At 47.3% G+C, this 14,979-nt stretch carries 21 protein-coding genes and 3 pseudogenes; 10 read left to right on the top strand and 14 right to left on the bottom strand.

The window, feature by feature from the left end:
• The first annotated feature begins 15 nt into the window (after window positions 1–15).
• The 5 genes from WFK85_RS14095 (at window position 16) to WFK85_RS14075 (ending at window position 3,758) form a co-directional block, all read left to right on the top strand.
• Window positions 16–714, top strand: a complete 699-nt coding sequence (locus WFK85_RS14095; protein WP_442892294.1) for a Crp/Fnr family transcriptional regulator — start codon at window positions 16–18, stop codon at window positions 712–714.
• 58 nt (window positions 715–772) lie between these two features.
• Window positions 773–1,519, top strand: coding sequence for a nucleoside phosphorylase (locus WFK85_RS14090; RefSeq protein ID WP_336708633.1), 747 nt, complete (start codon window positions 773–775; stop codon window positions 1,517–1,519).
• A gap of 2 nt (window positions 1,520–1,521) precedes the next feature.
• Window positions 1,522–2,238 carry a nicotinamide riboside transporter PnuC gene (gene pnuC, locus WFK85_RS14085; RefSeq protein ID WP_336708631.1) on the top strand — a complete coding sequence of 239 codons (717 nt, stop codon included), beginning with the start codon at window positions 1,522–1,524 and terminating at the stop codon, window positions 2,236–2,238.
• A 471-nt stretch (window positions 2,239–2,709) separates the two neighbouring features.
• The gene (gene sodC / locus WFK85_RS14080; RefSeq protein ID WP_008460845.1) at window positions 2,710–3,237 is read left to right on the top strand and encodes a superoxide dismutase family protein; all 528 of its coding nucleotides are present in this window, start codon (window positions 2,710–2,712) and stop codon (window positions 3,235–3,237) included.
• Window positions 3,234–3,758, top strand: coding sequence for a DUF3455 domain-containing protein (locus WFK85_RS14075; protein ID WP_336708630.1), 525 nt, complete (start codon window positions 3,234–3,236; stop codon window positions 3,756–3,758). Before sodC ends, WFK85_RS14075 begins: the two co-directional genes overlap by 4 nt.
• Window positions 3,759–3,828: 70 nt before the next feature.
• Here the strand turns inward: WFK85_RS14075 and WFK85_RS14070 are convergent.
• The 3 genes and pseudogenes from WFK85_RS14070 to WFK85_RS14060 form a co-directional block, all read right to left on the bottom strand.
• Window positions 3,829–4,286 (bottom strand): annotated as a pseudogene (locus WFK85_RS14070) (DUF943 family protein).
• 65 nt (window positions 4,287–4,351) lie between these two features.
• A complete protein-coding gene (locus WFK85_RS14065) occupies window positions 4,352–4,813 on the bottom strand; it encodes a DUF943 family protein (RefSeq protein WP_336708628.1) in 462 nt (153 codons plus the stop codon).
• Window positions 4,797–5,648: pseudogene (locus WFK85_RS14060) on the bottom strand (YPO3983 family protein). The gene WFK85_RS14065 and the pseudogene WFK85_RS14060 overlap by 17 nt, the downstream one beginning before the upstream one ends.
• Window positions 5,649–5,875: 227 nt before the next feature.
• On the opposite strand from WFK85_RS14060, the gene WFK85_RS14055 reads away from it, so the two are divergent.
• Window positions 5,876–6,154, top strand: a complete 279-nt coding sequence (locus WFK85_RS14055) for a DUF3455 domain-containing protein (RefSeq protein ID WP_442892293.1) — start codon at window positions 5,876–5,878, stop codon at window positions 6,152–6,154.
• A gap of 65 nt (window positions 6,155–6,219) precedes the next feature.
• On the opposite strand, the gene WFK85_RS14050 is transcribed toward WFK85_RS14055, so the two are convergent.
• Both WFK85_RS14050 and WFK85_RS14045 read right to left on the bottom strand, forming a co-directional pair.
• Entirely contained in the window at window positions 6,220–6,609 is a 390-nt protein-coding gene (locus WFK85_RS14050) for a putative T6SS immunity periplasmic lipoprotein (protein ID WP_166877930.1), read from the bottom strand.
• Window positions 6,606–7,157 (bottom strand): type IV secretion protein Rhs, encoded by a 552-nt coding sequence (locus WFK85_RS14045; protein ID WP_213715504.1) that lies wholly within the window; start codon window positions 7,155–7,157, stop codon window positions 6,606–6,608. Before WFK85_RS14045 ends, WFK85_RS14050 begins: the two co-directional genes overlap by 4 nt.
• Window positions 7,158–7,369: 212 nt before the next feature.
• Here WFK85_RS14045 and WFK85_RS14040 point away from each other — a divergent pair, with 212 nt between their 5' ends.
• The gene (locus WFK85_RS14040) at window positions 7,370–7,498 is read left to right on the top strand and encodes a hypothetical protein (RefSeq protein WP_336708626.1); all 129 of its coding nucleotides are present in this window, start codon (window positions 7,370–7,372) and stop codon (window positions 7,496–7,498) included.
• Between the two features lie 21 nt (window positions 7,499–7,519).
• The gene (locus tag WFK85_RS14035) at window positions 7,520–7,750 is read left to right on the top strand and encodes a DUF3455 domain-containing protein (RefSeq protein ID WP_336708625.1); all 231 of its coding nucleotides are present in this window, start codon (window positions 7,520–7,522) and stop codon (window positions 7,748–7,750) included.
• Window positions 7,751–7,820: 70 nt separating this feature from the next.
• On the opposite strand, the gene WFK85_RS14030 is transcribed toward WFK85_RS14035, so the two are convergent.
• From WFK85_RS14030 to WFK85_RS14020, 3 genes and pseudogenes are all read right to left on the bottom strand, one after another.
• The gene (locus tag WFK85_RS14030; RefSeq protein WP_336708623.1) at window positions 7,821–8,288 is read right to left on the bottom strand and encodes a DUF943 family protein; all 468 of its coding nucleotides are present in this window, start codon (window positions 8,286–8,288) and stop codon (window positions 7,821–7,823) included.
• A gap of 59 nt (window positions 8,289–8,347) precedes the next feature.
• Entirely contained in the window at window positions 8,348–8,806 is a 459-nt protein-coding gene (locus WFK85_RS14025) for a DUF943 family protein (protein ID WP_336708622.1), read from the bottom strand.
• Window positions 8,790–9,583 (bottom strand): annotated as a pseudogene (locus WFK85_RS14020) (YPO3983 family protein). The gene WFK85_RS14025 and the pseudogene WFK85_RS14020 overlap by 17 nt, the downstream one beginning before the upstream one ends.
• A 292-nt stretch (window positions 9,584–9,875) precedes the next feature.
• Here WFK85_RS14020 and WFK85_RS14015 point away from each other — a divergent pair.
• On the top strand, window positions 9,876–10,328 hold the full coding sequence (locus WFK85_RS14015; protein ID WP_336708621.1) for an acyltransferase: 453 nt from the start codon (window positions 9,876–9,878) through the stop codon (window positions 10,326–10,328).
• Here WFK85_RS14015 and WFK85_RS14010 read toward each other — a convergent pair.
• From WFK85_RS14010 to WFK85_RS14000, 3 genes are all read right to left on the bottom strand, one after another.
• A complete protein-coding gene (locus WFK85_RS14010; RefSeq protein WP_336708619.1) occupies window positions 10,289–10,804 on the bottom strand; it encodes a hypothetical protein in 516 nt (171 codons plus the stop codon). The genes WFK85_RS14015 and WFK85_RS14010 overlap by 40 nt on opposite strands.
• Window positions 10,805–10,964: 160 nt before the next feature.
• Window positions 10,965–11,312, bottom strand: coding sequence for a putative T6SS immunity periplasmic lipoprotein (locus tag WFK85_RS14005; protein WP_336708617.1), 348 nt, complete (start codon window positions 11,310–11,312; stop codon window positions 10,965–10,967).
• Window positions 11,309–11,869, bottom strand: a complete 561-nt coding sequence (locus WFK85_RS14000; RefSeq protein ID WP_336708615.1) for a type IV secretion protein Rhs — start codon at window positions 11,867–11,869, stop codon at window positions 11,309–11,311. The genes WFK85_RS14005 and WFK85_RS14000 overlap by 4 nt, the downstream gene beginning before the upstream one ends.
• 384 nt (window positions 11,870–12,253) lie before the next feature.
• Between WFK85_RS14000 and WFK85_RS13995 the strand changes: the two genes are divergently transcribed.
• Window positions 12,254–12,505, top strand: a complete 252-nt coding sequence (locus WFK85_RS13995; RefSeq protein ID WP_336708613.1) for a helix-turn-helix domain-containing protein — start codon at window positions 12,254–12,256, stop codon at window positions 12,503–12,505.
• Window positions 12,506–12,762: 257 nt separating this feature from the next.
• Here WFK85_RS13995 and WFK85_RS13990 read toward each other — a convergent pair whose 3' ends face one another.
• The 3 genes from WFK85_RS13990 to radC all read right to left on the bottom strand — a co-directional run bounded on the left by WFK85_RS13990 (window position 12,763) and on the right by radC (window position 14,565).
• The gene (locus tag WFK85_RS13990) at window positions 12,763–13,599 is read right to left on the bottom strand and encodes a DUF4942 domain-containing protein (protein ID WP_336708612.1); all 837 of its coding nucleotides are present in this window, start codon (window positions 13,597–13,599) and stop codon (window positions 12,763–12,765) included.
• A gap of 113 nt (window positions 13,600–13,712) precedes the next feature.
• Entirely contained in the window at window positions 13,713–14,033 is a 321-nt protein-coding gene (locus tag WFK85_RS13985; protein WP_336708611.1) for a TA system toxin CbtA family protein, read from the bottom strand.
• Between the two features lie 61 nt (window positions 14,034–14,094).
• A complete protein-coding gene (gene radC / locus WFK85_RS13980; RefSeq protein ID WP_336708609.1) occupies window positions 14,095–14,565 on the bottom strand; it encodes a RadC family protein in 471 nt (156 codons plus the stop codon).
• Window positions 14,566–14,979: the final 414 nt, after the last annotated feature.

Below are 14,979 nucleotides of genomic sequence, written 5' to 3'. Positions count from 1 at the left end.
ACGGGAAATTTTATAGTGAACAGCATGAAAAACGAGAACAGACCCGGCGACTGGCTGAACGTCATTGAACGCGTGACCGGCGACCCGGTGCTGTATGAGCTGCTGAAGTATTGCCCGCTGGATATTCTGCGCAGCTGGCAGCTAAAACATTACCCACGCGGCTCGCTGATTTTTCGCCAGGGGGAAATTTGCGATGAATTCCACCTGATTGTTAAAGGGGAAATCGACGTTTTCACCACCGCCGACGACGGGCGAAAATATTCCCAGGCGCTCTATAAAAAAGGCGACATTCTGGGGGAGCTGGAAATCTTCGAGCGACGGCAATACATCTGCTCGGTAGAAACGGTTAGCGACGCGGCGCTTTTAGTGCTGACGCGGGAAGAGTTTATTCGCTGGCTGGGGTTAGACAATTACTTTAATCAAAAAATATTACAGGCCGTGAGCGATCAATATTATCAGCTCTCCAAAAAGGCCGGGGAAGACATTCTTTATTCGTTACATCAGCGTCTTTGCCTGGTGCTGTGGCAGAAATACCAGCAAATACAGGGCAGTATTCCGCTTAATAAGCAGCAATTAAGCGAGCAGTTTGCGGTGGCTCCGCGCAGCATTAACCGCATTTTATCCGAACTGCGGGAAGACAATATCATTGCGATTCACGGCGAGCAGATTCAGGTTCTCGACCCTCAGCGCCTGCGCCAGCACGCCGAACATTAAATAACAGCAGCCAATCCTGAGCCATCCCAAATGGCTCGTTTAACGCCAGGTAACTATCATGACCCAACTCCAGCCCCATATCCGGCTCAGCCGGGAGATGACGCACGCCCGTTATGCGCTCCTGCCGGGCGATCCGAAACGCGTGGAACACGTCGCGCAGTTTCTGGACAACGTGGAAGACTTCGGCAGCAACCGGGAATATCGCGCCCTGCGCGGCTGGTTCCGCGGCGTGGAAGTGCTGGTGATGTCCACCGGCATGGGCGGGCCTTCTACCGCCATCGCCGTGGAAGAGCTGCGCCAGATTGGCGTCACCAATCTCATCCGCATCGGCAGCTGCGGAGCGATGCAAAACCACATCCGCCTCGGCGACCTGGTGATCGCCACCGCCGCCGTGCGGGACGAAGGCACCAGCCAGATGTACATCGACAAAGGCTACCCGGCCTGCGCGGACATCGGCCTGGTGCACCACCTGACTCAGCAGGCCAAGCACCAGGGCTACGCCAGCCACTGCGGCTATGTGCGCAGCCACGACAGCTTCTACACCGAACGCGAAGACGAGATTAACCAGTTCTGGTCCGGCAAGGGCATTCTGGCTGCGGATATGGAAACGGCACCGTTGATGGTAGTTGGCGCATTGCGCGGTTTGCGCATCGCCTCCGTGCTTAACGTGGTGGTTGAGCACAGCGGCAATCTGGAAGAAGGCATTAACAACTACCAGCAGCAGGAACACTCCTGCCTGCAGGGTGAATCCCGCGAGATTTTACTCGCCCTCGAAGCGCTCTACCTTGACAGCCAGGAGCAGTAATCATGGATTTCTTCAGCATTAAGAATGTGATGGTCACCATTCCGCTCGGCGAGGGCGGCTACGCGCTCTCGTGGATCGAGGCCATCGGCACCGTCTTCGGCCTGCTCTGCATCTGGTTCGCCAGCAAAGAGAAGATCATCAACTACCTGTTCGGCCTGATTAACGTCACGCTGTTTGCGGCGATCTTCTTCCAGATCCAGCTTTACGCCAGCCTGCTGCTGCAGGTGTTCTTCTTCGCCGCCAACCTTTACGGCTGGTACGCGTGGAGCCGCCAGAACGAGGCCAACGAGGCCGCGCTGAAGATCCGCTGGCTGCCGCGCAGCAAGGCGTTCACGCTGGCGGCGGTTTGCCTGGTTGCCATCGCGCTGATGACCTTCTTTATCGACCCGGTCTTCGCCGTGCTGACCCACATCGCAGTGGGCATTATGCAGAGTCTTGGCGTCCCGGTTCAGATGCCGCAGCTCCAGCCGGATGCCTTCCCGCTGTGGGACTCCGCGATGCTAATCCTGTCGATTGCCGCGATGGTGCTGATGACGCGTAAATACGTCGAAAACTGGCTGCTTTGGGTGGTTATCGACGTGATTAGCGTGGTGATTTACGCCATTCAGGGCGTATATGCCATGTCGCTCGAGTACATCCTGCTGACGGCCATTGCGGTGATGGGGTCCATGGCGTGGATCAAGAGCGCCCGCTCGATCGGCTCCCGGCCTCTGGCTTGAATCGTTTTATTCACATCAAGGGCCGCTTAGCGGCCCTTTTTCCCGTTCAGATATATCTCATTTATCAAGCCGGATGAAAATAAAAAGCTTTTTAAAAATCTCGCGATTTTCAGCGACCGCTTTCAACTCCCTCAGCGTATTCATCTACACTTTATTTCAGGCACAGCAGCGAGATAATTTTTAACGATCGTTAGCAGGTCTTTTTCACTCTCTCTTTTTACTGCCTTATCCGTTTTTATTTTCATTCAGGCCGCTCCCTTTAATCGCTCAAGACCACAGGATAACCTCATGAAAATATTATTTTTAAAAATCTTCACGCTGAATTTCAACCCACAACTTTACCTATCAGAGCAATCAAACAACTCGCAAAACAGTTTGTTATAACCAGCTGACTGCCGCGTATAAGCCCGCAGCACAAAATTTTGCGACATCTGTTTTTTGCACCTTCTAATAAAAGTACGGGGTTAAACGATGAATAAGTTAAAAACATTAAAACTGGCGCTGAGTATTACCGCCCTCGCCTGCACCGGGCTGGCACAGGCCGCCACTGTCGCCATGAACACCGTCGACGCCAGCGGCACTTCCACCCCGGCGGGCACCATTGAATACCACGCCACCCAGTACGGCGTGGTCTTTACGCCGAACCTGAAAGGCCTGCCGCCGGGCATTCACGGCTTCCACGTTCACACTAATCCGAACTGCGGCCCCGCCATGCAGGACGGCAAAATGGTGGCTGGCCTGGCGGCGGGCGGCCACCTTGATCCGGCCCACACCGGCAAACATGAAGGCCCGTGGGGCAACGGCCACCTCGGCGATCTGCCTGCGCTGTACGTCGACAGCGACGGTACCGCGACCTATCCGGTGCTGGCTCCTCGCCTGCGCATGTCAGACTTAAAAGGCCACTCGCTGATGATCCACGCCGGCGGCGACAACCACTCTGACCATCCGGCAATGCTCGGCGGCGGCGGTGCGCGTATGGTTTGCGGAGTGACGTCATGAGCAAGCGCTTCTTAACGACGGCGTGCTTCACGCTGATGATGGGCGGACTTCCGACCCTGGCGAACGCGGCTGATACCTCCATCGACGCGCCCAAAGGTGAGCACCTGCAAACCGAGCTTTATGCCCGAGGCGTGCAGATCTACCGCTGCGCGGCGGCGGACGCCGAAGCCAAAACCGGGAGCTGGGTATTCCAGGCCCCGGAAGCCGATCTGTTCAGCGACAAAGCCCTGAAGCACCTCGTCGGCAAACACTTCGACGGCCCACACTGGCAGGCCACGGACGGCAGCGTGGTGGCCGGCGCGCTAAGCGCCACTCGCCCGTCGAAAGATAAAGGCTCGATTCCATGGCTGCTTCTAACCGGCACCTCAGAGGCCCAGCCAGGCCTGTTCGCCAACGTGAGCAGCATCCAGCGTGTGGACACCCGTGGCGGCGTAACCGGCCCCACGGTTTGCGACCCGGCAACCTTTGGCGCGACGCTGAAAGTGCCTTACACGGCGACTTATAAGTTCTATACGAAGTAGCAGCCTGCGAAGTCCTGGTCGGAAGGCCGGGGCTTTGTGCTGATGGAGTTGTCTTCAGGGGAACGGGCGTTCACTGATATTTTATCAGCTCCCCTTTTTCGCTTAATCGATATTGACCATCACGAAAAATAACTACTGTATTTTTATATCTATCCTGCCACACCGTAAAAGCTTTATCTTTATCGATGCAATTTAACGGTGGCTCGAGATCGTCAAAACATAGCCGATCGTAACCATCCGTTTCTACATAACCGTCCCCAAAATACCAAAATATAATTTCAAAAAAGCATCTTTCCCTGTACCTGGAACATCATATTTTTCTTTGAGCATATCTTTATTTTTCAACCACCAGTGTACTTTACCTTTATTTGTTAAGGGGAAGTTTTTCACTAAAATGTGGCTATAACTATTTCTCTTATGAACTGCAACAATTTCTACCGGTCGAAATGCTAACCATAAGCAATATCCTGCCAATAGACCGCCAGCTAGAAATTTCAGTCCCCTTATTATGTTACCTTTCAATTTAATCACTCCAAAAAACTGACTAAAATATAAAGCATTTTCTGTTTATTCAAAACTGCAGACATTATATTCTAATATTCAAGCCTGACAATCTTACCGTTCTCTTCCTCTCGATAAATAGCATCATCCACAGTAAATGTAATTCCTCTGTTTTTACTTTTCCTTATAGTAAAAACAGAGTTTTTATCAATGCAGTTTATTTTGGTATTCATATCATCAAAACAAAGCCTGTCATACTTACCCTCTTCTTTATAGCCATCCTTAAAAAGCCAAATAGTGATAGTAAAAGCCTCATAAGATGCAGGCTTTGGAATATCATACTTTGCTTTAAGTGCATCCTTATTTTCTAACCACCAGTCAATCTTACCTTTGTCTGTGAACGGGAAGTTCTTGACCAAAATACTGCTGTAGTTATTTCTCTGATTAACAGCGACGATTTCAACAGATCGAAAGAACAGCCATAAGCAGTATACCGCCACTATACATCCAGCCAGACAGAAAAAACCCACCATCATTTTATTTTTTAACTGCATTTCGCCGCCCAATAATATGAATAGTGGCTTCCATATTGGTAATAAAGGGTTTGAAGGCAAACTCGCTGTAGCGTTGCAGGACAAACCATATACGAAATAATCGAATACTTTTAAATTTTATTTTTAAAATATCATCATCATCCAATCAAAAATGATCCTGAACTTTATAGTGAACCTTAGCGTGATATTGTTCGTTATCAATCGTTAGGGACTTAATTGTGATATGCGTTGCCCAGGTATCATGCACTGTAATTCCCATACCATTCACCCGATCCCGAAGACGATCGAATTTTGGTAGTATTCCGTTCATAATTGTTTCTGTTAGCTCATTTTTATATTTTGCAGGATAACATCTACGCTCCCAATCAATTTGGATATCAAAAACTTTCTTCAGACGGAGCCGCGTACTGTTTTCCTCCGAGCGATCGCTCAATATTTGCTCCTCCAGCGCACTATTCAGTAATGGATGACTGAAGGGCTTCCCGTCACACTTTTGCATGTGCGTGATCATTAGTTCGATCAAAGATGTGTAAGGACCGTCCCACGAAAATGGACGTGATAAATACCGGAACTCATCAAAGAGGATGCGAGTGCACTCCCATTCTGTCAGTTTTTTTACCTCCTTCTTAGGGCGAAAGAACTGCACCATCGGATGCTCATATGAAGGGCTCTCCGTCAACGTGTAAGGATTTACACTTGTAGAAATATCTGTCAGGTGGAATTTTGCCTTCAGATCGATTTCGGACAGATCGCCGGACTTCATATCTTTGGCGTTTTTGTCATCCATCTTTTTCTGGGTTTCAAATATCTTGCAGGGAAATTGCAATGCCGACATAAATCACGTCCTTGTATATTTTGGTCTCTACCATCCCGGTAGCCAGGCATGATAAGCAGTCTTTAGCCGCTGTGTAAGTGTTGTACATTATTAAGAGTCTGAATTCAGATTTCTTAATTGGGATTTTATTCATATCAGAGATGTTGATTTACGTCGCTCCCCAGCGCCACTGCTAGATCGGAGCCGGTACCCTGAAAGGCCTGCCGCCGGGCATTCACGGCTTCCACGTGTACACTAATCCGAACTGCGGGCCAGGCATGCTGGACGGCAAAATGGTGGCCGGCGCGCTAAGCGCCACTCGCCCGTCGAAAGATAAAGGCTCGATTCCGTGGCTGCTGCTGACCGGCACTTCAGACGCACAGCCGGGCCTGTTCGCCAACGTGAGCAGCATCCAGCGCGTGGACATCCACGGCGGCGTAACCGGCCCCACGGTTTGCGACCCGGCGACCTTCGGCGCGACGCTGAAAGTGCCTTATACGGCGACTTATAAGTTCTATACGAAGTAGCAGCATAAAGCCCTGGCCTTACTGCCAGGGCTTTATGCTGCTGGGATCAATTCAGAGAGTAAGCACTAATTCGGGTGCTGAATACTTATTCCGCCGGAAGCGTTCTCCGTGATAGAAAACTCTGCTGTGACCAGATGAGAGGAAGAATTATCAGATTTTACATCGTAAGCGACTGAGTATTTTTTGCCGGGAGAGAAGGTAAAACCAAAGGCGGGCAGACAGTCTCCCTTCGCGACATAAACTGGAGCATCATCGAAAGTCTTGTACTGCACGTTCCCATGCCCTTCGTTAATTTGTACGGCCGTTATGCGCTCGCCGCTGCCAAGAGGAGACACCACGCAAACAATATTACCTTTGGCCACGACTTCTGCAGGCTGACGCGGCACCATTCTGTCGCCCGGACCAGGACACCCGGCCAGCAAGAGCACGGCAGCGGCTAACAAACATTTTCTCATAGCGTTGTTCTCACCTTCCCTGTGACTATTTTGCGATACAGCACCGGAACTTCACGGCTACTGTCTGTACCTCTGTATTTCCCCATCCGCCCGGGCCTTTGGTAGTAGGACCACGCGTCTATACCATAAACCAATAACAGCCAGTAATCCGCTAAAATGGAGGCCTGCTGCTCCAGGGAATAATCTGTTAGCGCCTCTTTATCTAATTTATAGGTATATTCAGCCGCCCAGCTAAAAGCCCCCCTTAGCCTTACCCATTGCCCGTGTTGATGTTGCCACACATGGCCCAGCTCATGGATAAAAACATATTTATCTTCAAGAAAGACGCTGCCAGATGAGAAATCATCTTTATACATCGTCTTGCGGTACCACAATTCTCCGTTTGGCGTCATCGCGTAGTTTTGTTTCTGCAGGCCGAACGGGAGATAGCTGTCGCAATGAATCCATACTCGGCTGTAAGAAATTGAATCTCCGAAAACCCGGCGAGCCATTGCAATTTCGCCCAATGTCATTCTTCTGAGGCTGCCCTCTTCCGCCTGTGCGCTCATTCCTTTTCCTTAAGGTTTGCTTTTCCACAGCATAAAACCAACGCTCAATATAATCTATGTCCCGATTTCTTATTTTTCGATAGTCAGAATTTGGCGCTTAGAAATTTATGGGATAAAAAAATGTTATGTAGCCGGTGATTGCAAAAAGTTGTGGCCGTTGGGCAGTGACCTCTGTCTAATGGAGACCACTTTATTCGCCAGGACAAACCAAGATGAAAATCCTGAAAAGCGGCATCCGCGACGTGATTGCCAGCGAAGACGTTACCGTGATTGAGCCGGTTATGTTCAGCGACAAAGGCCTGAAGCACCTCGTCGGCAAACACTTCGACGGCCCACACTGACAGGGGACGGACGGCAGCGTGGTGGCCGGAGCGCTAAGCGCCACTCGCCCGTCGAAAGATAAAGGCTCGATTCCATGGCTGCTGCTGACCGGCGCTTCCGAAACGCAGCCAGGCCTGTTTGCCAACGTGAGCAACATCCAGCGCGTGGAAACTCGTGGCGGCGTAACCGGCCCCACGGTTTGCGACCCGGCGACCTTTGGCGCGACGCTGAAAGTGCCTTATACGGCGACTTATAAGTTTTATACGAAGTAGCGGCATGCAAAGTCCTGTCTGAAAGGCCGGGGCTTTGTGCTGACGGAGTTGTCTTCAGGGGAACGGGCGTTCACTGATATTTTATCAGATCCCCTTTTTCGCTTAATCGATATTGACCATCACGAAAAATAACTACTGTATTTTTATATCTATCCTGCCACACCGTAAAAGCTTTATCTTTATCGATGCAATTTAACGGTGGATCCAGATCGTCAAAACATAGCCGATCGTAACCATCCGTTTCTACATAACCGTCCCCAAAATACCAAAATGTAATTACATAAAAACCATCCTTCTCTGGCCCTGGAGCACCATATTTTTCTTTGAGCATGGCTTTGTTTTTCAACCACCAGTGTACTTTCCCTTTTTTTGTAAAAGGAAAACCTTCCACTAATACATCGCTGTAACTATTTCTCTGATGAACAGCAACAATTTCTACCGGTCGAAATGCTAACCATAAGCAGTATCCAGCCAATAGACCGCCAGCTAGAAATTTTAGTCCCTGTATACTACGTCTCAACAATTCGGGTACTGTCATGCTTATTAAACCTTTATAATTAAAATTTCTTATCAATATCTCTGCCGTACAACCAACCATTATTTATTGATTTTTATAACCCTGCCATTTTCATCAATTCGATAAATCCCATCGGAGAGAGTAAATCTGGTTCCATACCTCTTGCTATTACCGACAGTAAGCACTGTGTTTTTATCAATGCAGTTTCCTTTTGTTGCCATATCATTGAAACAAAGCCGATCATATTTCCCCTCTTCTTTATAACCATCATTAAACAGCCAAAAAACAACACTAGAACTACCGTAGGATGAAGGCTTAGGAATATCATACTTCGTCTTTAGCATTTCTTTATTTTTCAACCACCAGTCTATTTTACCTTTGTTAGTAAAAGGAAAGTTACTTACTAAGACATCGCTATAGCTATTTCTCTGGTGTACGGCAATAATTTCTACCGGACGAAATAACAACCATAAGTAACCCTCTAAAAAAACACCACCAGATAATAACAGGCTAATTATTATTTTATTTTTTAATTCCATTGCGCTTCCCAATAATATGAATAGTGGCTTCCATATTGGTAATAAAGGGTTTGAAGGCAAACTCGCTGTAGCGTTGCAGGACAAACCATATGCGAAATAATCGAATGTTTTTGAATTTTATTTTTAAAATATCATCATCATCCAATCCAAAATGATCCTGAACTTTATAGTGAATTTCAGCGTGATATTTTTCGTTATCAATCGCTAGGGACTTAATTGTGATATGCGTTGCCCAGGTATCATGCACGGTAATCCCCATGCCATTCACCCGATCTCGAAGACGATCGAATTTTGGCAGCCTGCCGTTCATAATAGCCTCACTCAGATCCTTTTTTTGTTCTGCTGGATAGCATTTTCTATCCCAGTCAATATTAGTACCTTTAGGCGGAGCCGCGTACTGTTTTCCTCCGAGCGATCGCTCAATATTTGCTCCTTCAGCGCACTGTTCAGTAATGGATGACAGAAAGACTTCCCGCCACACTTTTGCATGTGCGTGATCATTAGTTCGATCAAAGATGTGTAAGGACCGTCCCTCGAAAAAGGACGTGATAAATACCGGAACTCATCAAAGAGGATGCGAGCACACTCCCATTTTGTCAGTTTTTTTACCTCCTTCTTAGGGAGAAAGAACTGCACCATCGGATGCTCATATGAAGGGATCTCCGTCAACGTGTAAGGATTTACACTTGTAGAAATATCTGTCAGGTGGAATTTTGCCTTCAGATCGATTTCGGACAGATCGCCGGACTTCATATCTTTGGCGTTTTTATCATCCATCTTTTTCTGGGTTTCAAATATCTTGCAGGGAAATTGTAAGGCCGACATAAATCACGTCCTTGTATATTGTTGTCTCTTCCATCCCGGTAGCCAGGCATGATAAACAGTCGCTTGCCACTGTGTAAATGTTGTACATTATTAAGAGTCTGAATTCAGATTTCTTAATTGCGATTTTGTTCATATCAGAAATGTTGATTTATATCGCCACCAATGGCTCTACGATAAATTGGGATCATAAAAGCCCATGAGTTATGCTCAATAAAATTCATTCTATTCACCGGGGCAGACCACTATGAAAATACTAAAAAGCGGTATCCGCGACGTAATTGCCAGCGACGACGTCACCATTGTGGAGCCGGTCAACCTCTACGAATGCACGCTGCAGAGCGGCGTATTCGTCGGGCCTTTTGTTGAGATCCAGCGCCACTGCATGATCGGCTCTGGTACCCGCGTCCAGTCCCACTCGTTCCTGTGCGAAAATGTCACCACCGGCAAAAACTGCTTTATCGGCCACGGCGTCACCTTCGCCAACGACCTGTTTCGCAGCGGCAGGCCAGACCCCAACCCGGAGAACTGGATAGCCATTACCCTCGGCGATAACGTTACCATAGGCAGCGGCAGCACTATCCTGACGGAGCATATTTGCAGCGGCGCGGTGATTGGCGCAGGCAGCGTGGTGACGAAAGATATTCTGGTGGCTGGGGTTTATGTTGGGAGCCCGGCGCGATTGGTGCGGGAATTATAACGACTGCCGTTAGCCGTAAAGCTGATAACCGGCATAATCGCGACGCCATCGGAATAGAACAAGTCAGAGTTGGTAAACGAATACACACGACCGGTGAGCGTGACGTTAACGTGGCTGCCATAACCCGTAACCTTCGCATTGCTTACTGCTGATATCAAAAACGGGGCACGATTCTTCAGATGCTCCACTGGATCGCCAGATAGATTGCCGTCCAGATAATAGCGATAGACATCCGAAACCGTAGCGCCTCCGCCGTTGTAGCGGGTAATATATAAGAACGTAGCATCGGTGACTTTTTGGCGGGCGAAAAACACCTCATTCGGCGAGCCATTGAAGTAATACTGATATACCGCATATCCAGCAACCAGCAACCAGCAACCAGCAACCAGCAACCAGCAACCAGCAACCAGCAATAACAGTACAACGGTTAACGCACAGTGCAGATCTAAATAACCGAGTTGTTTGGCATAATCCATTCCCTGTTTAATCCGGCACCGATCGTGTGGTTCATTCCCAAGAAAATTCACTGACTTTTAGATTCTGCTTACAGATTTTTAGCCCCCGGCAGGCAGTATATAATCACCTACAATTTACATTCCATTTTTGCTATAAAGAAATAAGCAGGCAAAGACATTATTAATAGTCCATATTGGTGAGCTGCCCATTGTTGTCAATAAAAAATCGGTGTATATAGCGTTTATCATTCAGGCCATAAGAAATCGCATAGCTATAGCCGTACTTCCATTTCACATTGATACAATTATCGGGATATGTTAGATGTAGCCCTTCATCATTTTTTATTACGGTGTATCCTTTTTCCTGAGTTGTTTCTATTCGGTAATAATTCAATACATCATTTTTATCAACGCTGAAACAGAGCTTTTCTTCATTGATGTACGTATATCTTGCCTGTGGCGCAGGTTTACCCCCTGGGCAACCTGTAAGCATAATGACAACCGTAAATATAGACGCTATTTTCCTCACCCGGGGAACCCCTTTAAAATCGATTTGTATCTTGAGATCAATGAATGAACAGGTTCATTAACATTGTAATTACGATATTCATGCAAGTCGCTATGACCCTGTAAGCCATAATTTAACAATAACCAATAATCACTGACTATTGATGCTTGCTGTTCTAATCCGTAGCGAAGTAAATCAGCTTTATCCAGACTATAGCTATAATCGACGAACCGGGAGAACATTCCTCTTGTTCTTACAAACATCCCTTTTTGGGATTGCCATACATGCATCATCTCATGCATGAATAAGTGCTTTTTTTGTATCTCTTTCTCTAACGAAAAATCCGGTGAATATGTACCTTCCCTGTACCACATCTCTCCATTTGGGCTCATGGCAACACCAACTGGCTGTAGATTGAAGGGAAGATAACTTTTCCTATGAACCCAAACCCTGCTGTAATTGATACTGTTACCATAAAGTGTCTTAGCTAATGCAATCTCACTTAATGTTAACTGCCTGACTCCCCCGGGAGTTATAGGTGTTCCCGATGTAGGTTTTGTCCTTTCACCAACTGTCATTAAAAATCCCTTTTTCGTGTTATCATTAATTATCCACCGTACTACACCGTGATAACAAAAGATAACACCCAGTCGGAAGATTATTCTTAAATAGTAAAAATTCAGATAATGATCACAAGTCAGCGTTCGTTAATGAAGGAAAGCAAGTTTTGAAATAATTTTTCATAGAACGTAATTTATTATTTAAACAATACCCATCAAATATCTTTACCAATTAAAAAGTCATGTATATGAATTATTAAATCAATATCGAAAGATAGCGTTATCTCGTTCTACTTCTCATGAGGATAAAACTACGTTTGCGTAATATCCAGCGATTTCTTTTTCTTTTAAGTTAGCTACCGAACTAAGAAATAACCGTTAAATTAATAGTTGGAGGGAATCATGACTAAAGGTTGGCATCCGGCGGATATCATCGCCGGTTTACGCAAGAAAGGAACATCCCTGGCAGCACTTTCACGAGAATCAGGCTTGGTTTCTTCAGCGCTGGCAAATGCACTTATGCGACCTTGGCCGAAAGGTGAGTTTTTGATTGCTAAGGCGCTTGAGGTTCACCCGAGTGAGATATGGCCTGAGCGGTATGTTGGGGCTGATGGGGAGATCGTGAGAGATCTCTTCGCGGGAATCGGGAGTTAATGCCTTCGTCTCAGTGATTGCCTGGTCGTAAAAGTTTTGGGACAAACCACTTATATGTGGCGAAGGCCGGACTCGCCAAATCAACCTAATACACTGAATTACATAAATATAAACCAATAAAATGTTGCTTTGTATACTCACTTGTATACTCAATCAATTTTAGTTAGCTACCATGTAAAATCAATGAGTTATAACAATGCATATATTCCCATTTTTAAGCCATTTTCTCCAGCAGGAACCAATTGAAACCCTCCGCTTCAACGGGGCTTAGCTAACATGTCCGGATAATGCTTGGCGATGATGTCGTTCATCCTCTCTATCAGCTCCAAACGCTTAAATGTCAGATGCGCTGTTCCCTTCTGAAAGTAACGAATACTGAAAAACTCATCCTCGTAAGCATCCTTCGCCGGATTATCGCGAATATGTTCCATCAATCGGGTAGAGACATCACCTCGGTTGTCGGGAATAGGTTTGCCATCCAGTAAAAACAGCATTCTTTCCAGGTCCGCCAGTTGATCACGTCGCCAGCCCCAGTTCAGGCTGAACCCCCAGCGGTTATGCGTCACCAGACTGTTTATGATGATCTTCTTACCAAAGCTACATGGGCTATTGGTTTTGTAATCCCACGACAGGCCTTTGAAGACATTAATAACGCCACGTTCAAAGACATCCATTTTGTTGAGATGTAACTGTTCAAAGGTGCTGAGAATATTCTCCTCACTAATAGCCGGTAGCTCGCCTTCCTCAAGATTTTTATGCCACTGGTCACGCGCCTGTGCATCCATCAAGGCCATCATGCCGGACTTCAGCATCAAATCACGCCAGATACTGCGGTCGATATTACGGGTGATTACCGGCATCGCTTTATCAGTCTTTTCTGTCAGCCAGCTATCGTAACGGTGCCCTGACTTCATGGCCCAGTCTTGCGCAGTTCCCCCGCCGATCTCGGCCGTTAACCCTGATATAGCATCAAGTTGCCGGATGAGTTGCTCAATTTGGACCAGCGCTGTATCACGGCCAGTGACTACACGTTCAATATTTGTCGAAAGGATAAGGTCATTGTGATCCGTTAATACGTCGGGTTCTGTCTGCATAGTTAATCGTCCATAAAAGCAAACACGCCTGCCGGAAGTGGCAGGTGCATTATGCGGTGAATAAAAAAGGAGAGAAGTCTGGAGGTATAAATCAGGAGTGAAGCTCGAAGAATTTAAGTATTTATTAATCCCGTCGCTCGCCTGGCTCTGAGAATATCGACAGCCGTCAGAAAGGGTGTTTGCTCCTGCCAGGTAAACCCTTTGCGGTCAGTGCGTACCAGTTCATAACGTTCAACCAGGAAGTTCACCGCATCGGCAAGCCTTATTCCTGCCTCGATATGTTCCTGGATGACGGAATCCTCATGGAATGGCGTATCGTTGAGTGTAAGACCGTAATGGTGTTCCAGCAGATACGTTAACAGCTGCTGCCAGACCTGGACGGGCGGCAGGCGTGATGGAACCGGCACCGTGGCCGGTACAGATAAGATGTGCATAAGTTGAGTCCTGAGAGAAGAATAACTAAAACGATATTATTGGACGCCAGAAGACCTCCGTTTAAAGCAAACCCAGCTCAGCAAAAGAAACCACGTCATTGCCAACCACAAGGTGATCCAGTACCCGCACGTCTACCAGTGCCAGCGCTTTCACAATCCGCTGAGTAATATGTTTATCCTGCTGGCTGATTTCTGCCGAACCCGAGGGATGGTTATGGGCCAGAATGACCGCAGCAGCGTTATGCCTCAGGGCCGATTTAACCACTTCTCGGGGATGGACTTCGATATGGCTGAGTGTGCCGGTAAACAGTATTTCCCGCTCAAGCAAACGATGCTGGTTGTCGAGATACATCACGATAAAAACTTCTCGTTCCTGATGAGCGAGCTGTAGCTGGAGCCAGGTTTTGGTGAAGCAGGTGGAGAGAAATTGTTCACCCGGTTGCCGTTGGTATTTCTCCAGTAATCGCAACGCACGCCGGATCACCCGCTGTTCGTTTGCGGGAAATACAGAGGGCAGATTGAATACAAACATAATTGTTCCTTAAGATAAAAAGTTCCTTTGGTTTCCTGACAAGGCCTGAAGGATGACAAAAAGAACCATAAAACAAGCTGTGGCATGTTCTAAGCCATTCCCCAAAGGACACGACTGAGCTTCACACTGCCATCGATACCTTTCGCTCTGGTACATGGGCACATTTACCTTCAATCGTAGGGAAAACGCCTTATCGGGCAGAAAAGAAAAAGGGCTGTTCCTCCCTCAGGAGGAACAGCCCTTTCAGTACAGTGAAATATGGCAGATAAAGATGAGAATTTGCTTTTAGTGAATCGCCACAGGTTTAACAGACACCTCAGAGTCATTTAAAATGACTTAAAGAGAGGTGCCCATGAGCGGTAAGCGTTATCCTGAAGAGTTTAAAATTGAAGCAGTCAAACAGGTTGTTGATCG

The organism is Cedecea sp. VD22, assembly GCF_037150195.1.
Lineage (GTDB): Bacteria > Pseudomonadota > Gammaproteobacteria > Enterobacterales > Enterobacteriaceae > Cedecea.
The sequence above is the reverse complement of the archived record's forward strand: the minus strand, read 5'-3'. Positions and strand labels throughout refer to the sequence as shown.